This window comes from Marinobacterium profundum (assembly GCF_001528745.1).
GTDB classification, from domain to species: domain Bacteria; phylum Pseudomonadota; class Gammaproteobacteria; order Pseudomonadales; family Balneatricaceae; genus Marinobacterium_A; species Marinobacterium_A profundum.
Map to the genome: position 1 here is coordinate 127,342 of NZ_BCNS01000098.1, position 9,182 is coordinate 136,523.

Sequence of the window (9,182 nt, forward strand, 5' to 3'; positions counted from 1 at the left end):
GGAACTTGGCATTAAAACAGGAATATTTCGAGGCCGGCGAACACCCAGGCGTGCATGGATTAATCATGGTAACGCGACGCGGCTGATTTATGCTGCGGCAATACTGGGTTGGGCGCTAGCAATGATTGCTGTCTAGCTTCTAGCTTCTAGCCCCTGGCAATAAGAGTTGCGTCTGTTGCGTTGTAGGCCTGTGCCTTGCGCTGCTTTTTCTGTGTCGATAATTCAATGGCGCACTGGTCGCCGTTATTCAGTATGACGATGCACTCCATGCACTGTACACATTCATCATAATCGATCGAGCCATCCCGGTTGATAGAATCGATCTCGCAGCGAACCTTGCACAGCTGGCAGGGCGAACCACACTCTTTGCGTCTGTGCAGCCACTTGAACAGGCTAAAGCGGCCGAGTATCGCCAGGCCTGCGCCCAGTGGGCAAAGGTAACGACAGAAAAACTTATGAATGAACAGGCTGGTTGCCAGTAGCAGTAAGGCATAGAGCACAAACGGCCAGCTGCGCACAAACAGCAGTGTCACCGAGGTCTTGAAGGGTTCCAGCTCGGCCAGCCGTTCGGCCAGGCTCAGAGAATAGAAGGACACGGCCACCAGAATAACCAGCAGCAGGTATTTCAGTTTCTGTAGCCAGCGGTGTACCTGGGGCGCCACCTTGACCTGCTTGATCTTCAATAGCGACGCCAGTTTTGAGGTGATCTCCTGCATCACGCCAAAGGGGCAGAGCCAGCCGCAAAATACGCCACGCCCCCACAGGAACAGCGTCACGAATATATAGGTCCAGAGTACAAACAGAATCGGATCCAGCAGGAAGACGGCAATATCAAAACCATCGAGCAGCGATAGCAGCAAGGTAAATATATTCACCACAGACAGCTGCCCCTGGCTATAGATACCCAGAACGAAGAGTGTGAACAGCATCACGCCCCAGCGCAGGCGGTGAAACAGCTGCGACTGATGACTGATTCGATGCTGGAAAACAAATATCAGGGTCACAATAACTAATGCGACCGAGAGCAGCAGGATCTCTGCGATGCGGCTTTTCCACAGGCGCACCCAGAGGGGCTCAGGGCTAAGGGTTTCGGTCACTTCAATGGTTTCAAACAGTTCTGACGGCAGCTGATAGCTGTCGCCGAAAGATGCGTTGTCGCGGATCAGGTGGTTACGGGCTAGCTCGAGGTTTAACCGCAGCTCCAGTGGTTGGGAGGGATCAAACCCGGACTGGGCCTTGATCCGAAAAATCCGTGCCTGTGTAAAGGCCGTGTTCTGATCCGGACTGAAGGCACTGGTTTCATCATAAAAATCGAGATCGCGTATATCCACGGGCAAGCCATTTTGCGTTAACGCGATACGCTGGGGAACGGTGCCGCGTCTGAAATCCGCTTCAAGGAAAGGAAAGGGGCCACTGGATGCCACCATAATGGCGTGTTCACCGGGGCGCAGTGTTTGTAGCAAGCGCTGATAGTCATCCTCGCCGAGGATGTTGCGACCGATACTGGGTGCATTAAGGTAGGCCGAGTAGATATCAGCAAATACACCGGCTTTCAGATCCTCTGGGTTAGCTTCCTGCATTACTTGAGGGTAGCTTTCAACAGGCTGGGGCAATTCGGTGTTTACGTCGTCCACCAATAGCTTCCAGCGCTTTACCAAGCCCAGTGACAGCAGTTCTTGCCAGCTCAAGGGTTGGTAATGATCCGCCCTGGCGCGCGCCGGAGCGCTCTGTGCAAAACCCTCCAGCTTGGCGCGGGCCACCTTGAGCGCAGCGGATAGTATCGTATCGTTGATCACCAGTACCGATACGGTAGCTTTGGTAACGCCATCGAAGAATACAGTGCCGCTCTGGTTATCTTCAGTACCGCCGTAGCGGCTATCGATAATAATCCGGTCTGAAATTTTACGGCCGGCGTACTGGCTGACGAAGCTGTGCATGGGCTCCTCCCCCAGGCCGTGCAGGAAGATGGGTTCATGATGGTTTAATACCATTAAGCCCGAGATTGTGCCCTTGGTATCAAGCCCCACAAGCAGGTTGATCCGATCGCCTGAAAAACCGGCCAGGTTGGTGAGGTCGTTGGTTTCAAAGGCGTAGCCCAGTAGTTCATTGAGCTGATAAACAGGAATAACCGCAGGGTTTTGCTCAGGTTCACCAATACGGGTGAGCTTGGGGAATAGAGATTGAATACCGGCTTCTATCTGCGGAGTCAGAGCGGCGCTCGCCTGGCTCGCCGGTAAAATGCAGCTGGCCAACAGCAACAGCAGGCCCGGTAACAAGCCTCTTAGAATAGTGCGCCCAGCGAGGAAGTTCAGCGTCATTATTATTGTCCCGAGCAATCGCAGCCATCAATAATGCTGAAATTCGGGTTAAGCGGTTATACAACCTTGTGAAGGCTGAGGGGGTACTTTGGCACTACGACTTTCAGACAGCTGTGCGAGCCTTCCCGTTTATCTGGGGTGTGGCTCGATTTGGAGCAAGCTTTGTTTTGTGACGAGAGGCGTGGTGCTGGCGCGCGAGATGGGTGCCATAAGGTTCCGGCGGCGCATTGTCGCTGCGAATAAGGCGTGCAGGCCATCGATATTATGTAACGCTGATACAGCGGTGCTGGAATCAACGGTCATGGTCAACCACGACCGCTGAAAAGGTTAGGCGCTTATGGCTACGCTTTAGAGGCGTCGAAGATACTCTGGATGGATGTGTCAAGCATGGCATTGAACGCATCTTCAGACTGTTGTGCCGTTAAACCTTCGGTCAGGGCACGGGAGAAACTTGCCACCATGGCATTGTTTTGGGCGAGCCGTTCATTGGCCTGCACCCGTGAATAGCCGCCCGATAAGGCGACAACCCGCACAATGTTAGGATGCTCAATGCACTCTTTGTAAAAGTCGGGCCGTTCAGGCAATGTCAGTTTGAGCATGACGTTCTGACCCGGCGGGAGAGCATCCAGCTGCGCGAGTAACTGATTTTTCAGAATGGCCTCAGCCTGTGCTTTGTCGGGGCTGTGAATATCGATTTCCGGTTCGATAATCGGTATCAGTCCTTTGGCCAGGATGCGTTTGGCGACGTCGAATTGCTGCTCGACGATCGCGCCTATGCCCTCATCCTGTGCGAGCAGGATAAGCGAGCGCATCTTGGTACCGAAGACACCCTGAGCCAGTGCCCGGTCGAGCAGGGCGTCGAGTTCAGGGATCGGCTTCATGAGCTGAACGCCGTTTTCCTGTGCTGCCAGGCCTTTGTCGACTTTAAGAAAAGGCACGATCTGCTTATCTTCCCACAGATATTGCGCCGTTGGTTTGCCGCTGATCTCGCGGTCCATCGTGTCCTCGAACAGAATCGCGCCCAGGATACGGTTGCCGCTGAACACCTTGCTGGTAATGATCCGGGTGCGCATCTGATGGACTTTGTTGAACATCTGGTCATCGCCTGAATATTCGGTTTCGGGGATACCATACTGGCGAAGTGCCTTGGGTGTACTGCCGCCGCTCTGATCGAGCGCGGCGATAAAGCCGTCTTCGTTACGTACTTTGTCGAGTTGCCGCTGGTTCATGATTCCTTCCATGCACTGTGGGTTGGATGGAGACTACGGTTCGAAGAATCGGAGTCGAAACAGGGGTGAAAGTATACTGCCTAATCCGCCATTTTGCCGCATGGCAGGGTGTTGAAGGATTCGACCCTGGTGTTATGAGTCACCAGGAGGACTGGGCTCTATCGTGGATTCAATAACGAAAAAGGCCCGACTCAGTGAGTCGGGCCTTTTTTGGTACAGGCGATACAGGTGTGGATCAGTTTTTCGCTGTTTGTCCGAACAGCAGCTTTTTGCCTTCTTCAGTTACCGTCGGGCGGTTCGTCCAGGGGGCGGCCTTTTCGTAGGCTGTGATCACGGCCGGTCGACTTTGCATGCGCTCGAACCAGCGCTTGAGGTTCGGGAAGTCATCCAGGTTCTGTAACTGGCGCTCGTGAGGCCTGATCCAGGGGTAGGCGGCCATGTCGGCGATGGAGTATTCATCGGCGATCCAGTCACGACCCTCCAGGCGCTTGTTGAGTACGCCGTAAAGGCGGTTGGTTTCGTTGACGTAGCGATCCGTGGCGTAGGGAATGCGCTCAGGAGCGTATTGCACGAAGTGGTGGTTCTGCCCCGCCATGGGGCCCAGTCCGCCCATCTGCCACATAAGCCATTCGATTGCCGTTTTACGGGCGCGGGTCTCTGTGGGCAGAAAGCGACCTGTCTTGTCGGCCAGATAAATCAGGATGGCACCGGATTCGAATACCGAGATCGGATCGCCACCATCATCCGGGTGGTTGTCCACAATTGCCGGCATGCGGTTGTTGGGCGACAGGGCAAGGAACTCGGGCTTGAACTGGTCACCGGCACTGATATCCACCGGATGAATGTGGTATTCAATCCCGGCTTCTTCCAGAAAAATCGTGATCTTGTGACCGTTGGGTGTGGGCCAGTAATAAAGATCTAGCATCAGGTGCTCCTCAGGCCGGGTCTGTATTGCGGGACACTTTGGGGTAATTCTGCGGGAACATGGCGCGCAGGGCCACTTCGTCTCGTTCGGACTTGAAGTCAATATCTTTGCCAAGATCCCGGGCGCGGGCAACGGCGGGGCGGCTGTTAATGCCCTCAAACCACTGCTTGATGTTCGGGTAGCTGTTGAGGGCGTTATCACCCAGTATGAAGTTGGCCTTGTCGATCCAGCCCCAGGCAGAAATATCAGCAATGCTGAAGCTGTCTCCGACGATGTACTGGCGGTTTTTCAAGTGCGCATCCAAAGCCTCGTAGTGACGCTGGGTTTCGCGCTCATAACGGTTGATGGCATAGGGCAGCTTTTCGGGTGCCATGTGCTTGAAATGTACGGCCTGGCCGGAGAAAGGCCCGAGACCGCTGGCAATAAACATCAGCCAGGACAGCATTTCGCCGCGATCCTTGGTATCACCACCCAGTTGGCCGGTTTTTTCAGCCAGGTAGAGCAGAATGGCGGTGGAGTCGAATATCCGCACGCCGTCGTCTTCAATGGCTGGTAGTTTGCCGTTGGGGTTGATGGCCAGAAAGGCGGCTAAATGTTGCTCGCCTTTCATGCTGTCGACCGGCGCGAGTTCGTAGGGCAAACCCGTTTCTTCCAGAAAGAGGGAAATTTTCAGTGGGTTGGGGCCACGGTTAAAAAAGTACTTGATCATGGAAAGACTCCGGGTCGGCTTGAGTAAGCATTCAAACACGGCTTGAATGATCGTTCAAGGTTAATTTGAACATTCATTCAAGCAGAAGGTATACTGCAGCCTGATGACAGCAGGCGGTAGAGACAATGGCACGGGTACAGTTTGATCGGGAACAGGTGATTCAGGATTGCACCCAGTTATTCTGGCAGAAGGGCTTTAGCGGCGCCTCCATGCAAAATGTTGTGCAGGCGACGGGTCTTAAGCCCGGCAGTCTCTATCTGGCCTTTGGCAGCAAGGAGGGCTTGTATCAGGCGGCGCTGGAGCATTATGCCGGCCAATCTCAGGCCGCGCTTTGCCAGATACTTGAAGCTGCGCCATCCGTGGGCGCAGGCATTTGCCAGCACTTGCGACGCATGATCGAGGCTTCGGAAAAGGCGGGTTATTGCAGCTGTTTTCTGGTTAAAAGTCAGCTTGAACTGGCGGCCACAGGCGGTGATTTGCACAGGCGCGTCTGTGCTTATCTCACTGAAATTGAGGATCTTTATGCGCAGTATTTAGAACGTGATTATCCGCAGGATCAGGCGCGCCAGTATGCAACCAGTGTGATGATGCATGTGTTCGGTATCCGTGTGTACGGTTATCTGGAGCGCGACCGGGATACGCTATTAGCCGCGGTAAAAGGCGGTCTGCCCTGGTTACCCTGGGATAGCTGTGATCAGGCAGCTGGGTCGTAGCAGGGTTCATATTGGTGACTGGAATCATCTTTGCTGGGGGCTGTATTAATAATATTTGATACGTATCGTTTTATGAGTATTAAGTGTTTCATCGCGGTAACTTAGCCCCGGTTTTATCTGCTGGGAACCTTTAGCGCCTTTTGTGTGCCTTGTTGTCGTATTCACTCATAAACAGCTCTCGCCAGAGCGCGCCCGCGCTTTACGTCGCCCGGTGTTACGACTAGTCTGGCGTCTGTGTCTTTTCATCCAATGGAGCGTGCCGCTTATGCCTAAATCACTCGCTACCCCTGTGCTTGCCGCACTCTTTGTCGGCGGGCTGTTACTGCTGCAAGGCTGCAGCCCCGAGGTCGGCACAGAAGCCTGGTGCAAGCAGATGGAAGAAAAGCCCAAGGGTGATTGGACCGTGAATGACGCCGGCGATTTCGCCAAGTCCTGCATCCTGAAATAAGCTGCCAGCCTATTCGCCCGCCTTGCTCAGGGCGGGCTCATGCTTATACCGTTATCTAGCCTCTAGCCTCTAGCCTCTAGCCTCTAGCCTCTAGCCTCTAGCCTCTAGCCCCTACCTCCCCAAAATTGCTTTCCACTTGACGCATACCAACCGGTATGGTTAACTTGCTTCCAATTAAACCGACCGGTATGTTTGTCGGTTGTTAACGTGCTGTGCGGAGGTGAATAATGGGTATCGGCAAGGGCAGAGGGCGCATCGCGCTCGTAATGACAACGGCCACCCTGCTGGTAATAGGGGCGGCTGGTTTTGAGTATACGCAGCAGTCCCATGCCGCAGGTGTCGAGGCGCAGACAAAACCGGTGGCACCCGAGGTAGAAGTTGCGACCCTGCAGCCTGAATCCGTGAATATCTGGAGCGAATTTTCCGGCCGCCTTGCCGCTGTGGAAGTGGTGCAGATCCGTCCCAGGGTAAGTGGCGCCCTTGATCAGGTATTGTTTCGCGAAGGAGAGTTGGTGAAGGCCGGTGATCCTCTTTATGTGATTGATCCTCGTCCTTATGCCGCTGCGACTGCCAGCGCCAAAGCGGCCCTGACGTCGGCGCGCTCTAGGGTCGAGTTTGCCCGGGTTGAACTTGATCGGGTCAAGGGGCTGGAATACCGCAAGGTTATCTCGAAAAGCCAGTTCGATTCGGTGAACAATGACTATCGCGTCGCTCAGGCCGATGTTAATGCAGCCCAGGCTGCGCTGGATCTGGCGCAGCTGGATTTGGAATACGCCCATATCAAGGCACCGACCAGTGGTCGCATCAGCCGCAGTGAAGTGACCCGTGGCAATCTGGTGGAAGGCGGTGCCAATGGCCCGGTACTGACGACCATCGTTTCCAGCGACCGCCTTTATGCTGAATTCGACGTCGATGAGCAGACCTACCTGAACCTGATTCGCAGCCGCAGCGAAACCCCACTGGCGGTTACGCTGAGCCTGTCAGGTGGCGACGATGTGATCTACAAGGGTGAGCTGCATGCATTTGATAATCGGCTTTCCACCCAGACCGGCACCATTCGTGCCCGTGCGCTATTCGATAATCCAGACGGCGCCCTGATTCCCGGTATGTTCGCCAGTGTACGTATTGCTGCGCCGGTGCAGGGTCAGGCCCTGCTGGTTGAACAGCGTGCGCTGGGGACCAATCAGGATCAGAAATACGTGTATGTGGTCGATGAAAACAATGTCGTGACCTATCGCCCGGTGACGCTCGGTGCTGCGGTGGGCGAGCGTCGCCTGGTGCTACAGGGCCTTAATGCCGGCGATAAGGTGATGGTCAATAGCCTGATGCGGGTTATGCCTGGCATGAGCGTCACCCCGGTGGATATAGCGTTTGCCGCCACGAGCGACGCCAGTGTCGCCTACCAGCATTAATTAAGCGCCTAGGAGTAATAATGATGAGCGAGCATGTAAACAGTGTGGGCGATGCGAACTTCGCGCAAGAGGTTCTATCCAGCGAACTGCCGGTGGTTGTTGATTTCTGGGCACCCTGGTGCAAGCCCTGCCAGGATGTAGCGCCTGTGGTGGAAAGCCTGGCGAAGGACTATGCCGGCAAGGTGCGTTTTGTGAAGCTGAATGTTGATGAGAATCCGCAAATTACCGGTGATATGGGCATTCGCGGCCTGCCGACCCTTATGTTGTTACGTGATGGTGAAGTAGTGCATACCAAGGTTGGCGCACTGCCGGCAGCACAGTTGACCGCCTGGCTTGACAGCCGTTTGATTGGTTAAAACAGCTTTCTCGGACCCGGCTTACAGGTGTTTTACGGCATCGACCGGCTGGGCCGTGGCCATGAGCCGGCAGAATTCCTGGCCGGGCAGCTTTAGCAGTGTTTGGTGATCGCCGGATTCGATAAAGACGCAGGATTCGGCCAGTAAGCGGCGGTCGAGCAGGGTCTTGATTCCGTAGGCAGCGCCGGTGGGCACGAGCGCGCCGGGGTCGCAGTCGTGGAAAAGCTTCCTTACTTCCGTTTCGGTGGCAAGGCCGACTCTTTCGCCCAGCATCAGCTGCAGGCGTCCAAGCTGGATGCGGTGATCTGCCGGCAGCACCATCACCAGGTAGCTGTCGTCGCTACGCTTGAGCACCACAGTCTTGGCGAGCTGATGGCCGGGCACGTGGGCCACTTCCGCGATGCGGGCGCTTGATGAGGGGCTATAGGGGTGGGGATGGGATTCGAACAGAATCGCATAACGCTGCAATTGCTCTGTCAGGGTCGCTGCTATGGGCATGATCTCGCTCCGGCAAAAAATGGTCCTGCGCTTTCTCCCGCAGTCTTCTCAGTGCTCTGCGGATAATCTCAAGTTTAGTTCAGACCGGTGCCGGCGAGGATAATGGGAAGATGCTGGCAGGTGCCGTTCTTTAGCGGGATCATCTGAACCGAAGAAGCCGGGCGCAGGCCTGGTACACTCAGGTAACTCCATCGCGAGCCAATGCGCGGACACGCCTGAAAAAGGTCGGGATGCTTCGCAGTGCAAGCGGGTTTTAATAGCGACAACAGTGATAAAAAAGCGCCGGGCCGCAACCCTGCGCTTTTTTTGCGTTTGCGGTTTGTGCTTGCAACCGGCCAATCAGTCGATGAGCGAATGGTTGGCCATATGTTCCAGGGCCTTGATCATGGCTGCCGTGGGATAACCCCAGTTTGCTCTTATTCAGTCGCGGATCGAATGATTCGCCGTATGTTCCAGTACCTATCACATTGCAGACTTAGGTAGAGTCCCCTTTTCGCTTGCTGTTAGGTTACTGCAGATTGCGCCATATCTTGCAGTGCGTAGACACTCGACCATGAACTCCCGTCTGCGTCAT

9 protein-coding genes are annotated in these 9,182 nt (G+C 54.9%); 4 read left to right on the top strand and 5 right to left on the bottom strand.

The window, feature by feature from the left end; genetic code table 11:
• Nucleotides 1-146 precede the first annotated feature (146 nt).
• From MPRO_RS08570 to MPRO_RS08585, 4 genes are all read right to left on the bottom strand, one after another.
• Complete coding sequence (locus tag MPRO_RS08570) at nucleotides 147-2,318, bottom strand: NosR/NirI family protein (protein WP_067290395.1); 2,172 nt, start codon at nucleotides 2,316-2,318, stop codon at nucleotides 147-149.
• 341 nt (nucleotides 2,319-2,659) lie between these two features.
• Nucleotides 2,660-3,547 carry a fructose bisphosphate aldolase gene (locus tag MPRO_RS08575; RefSeq protein WP_067290399.1) on the bottom strand — a complete coding sequence of 296 codons (888 nt, stop codon included), beginning with the start codon at nucleotides 3,545-3,547 and terminating at the stop codon, nucleotides 2,660-2,662.
• 235 nt (nucleotides 3,548-3,782) lie between these two features.
• Nucleotides 3,783-4,472, bottom strand: a complete 690-nt coding sequence (locus tag MPRO_RS08580; protein WP_067290402.1) for a glutathione binding-like protein — start codon at nucleotides 4,470-4,472, stop codon at nucleotides 3,783-3,785.
• A gap of 10 nt (nucleotides 4,473-4,482) precedes the next feature.
• A complete protein-coding gene (locus tag MPRO_RS08585; protein ID WP_067290405.1) occupies nucleotides 4,483-5,181 on the bottom strand; it encodes a glutathione S-transferase family protein in 699 nt (232 codons plus the stop codon).
• A 125-nt stretch (nucleotides 5,182-5,306) separates the two neighbouring features.
• Here MPRO_RS08585 and MPRO_RS08590 point away from each other — a divergent pair, with 125 nt between their 5' ends.
• From MPRO_RS08590 to trxA, 4 genes are all read left to right on the top strand, one after another.
• The gene (locus MPRO_RS08590; RefSeq protein WP_067290409.1) at nucleotides 5,307-5,894 is read left to right on the top strand and encodes a TetR/AcrR family transcriptional regulator; all 588 of its coding nucleotides are present in this window, start codon (nucleotides 5,307-5,309) and stop codon (nucleotides 5,892-5,894) included.
• A gap of 265 nt (nucleotides 5,895-6,159) precedes the next feature.
• Complete coding sequence (locus MPRO_RS08595; RefSeq protein ID WP_067290412.1) at nucleotides 6,160-6,342, top strand: DUF3012 domain-containing protein; 183 nt, start codon at nucleotides 6,160-6,162, stop codon at nucleotides 6,340-6,342.
• Between the two features lie 227 nt (nucleotides 6,343-6,569).
• Nucleotides 6,570-7,754, top strand: coding sequence for an efflux RND transporter periplasmic adaptor subunit (locus tag MPRO_RS08600; RefSeq protein ID WP_067290415.1), 1,185 nt, complete (start codon nucleotides 6,570-6,572; stop codon nucleotides 7,752-7,754).
• Between the two features lie 23 nt (nucleotides 7,755-7,777).
• Nucleotides 7,778-8,110 (top strand): thioredoxin, encoded by a 333-nt coding sequence (gene trxA / locus MPRO_RS08605; protein WP_067290418.1) that lies wholly within the window; start codon nucleotides 7,778-7,780, stop codon nucleotides 8,108-8,110.
• Between the two features lie 21 nt (nucleotides 8,111-8,131).
• On the opposite strand, the gene MPRO_RS08610 is transcribed toward trxA, so the two are convergent.
• Nucleotides 8,132-8,608 (bottom strand): aminoacyl-tRNA deacylase, encoded by a 477-nt coding sequence (locus MPRO_RS08610; protein ID WP_067290420.1) that lies wholly within the window; start codon nucleotides 8,606-8,608, stop codon nucleotides 8,132-8,134.
• Nucleotides 8,609-9,182: the final 574 nt, after the last annotated feature.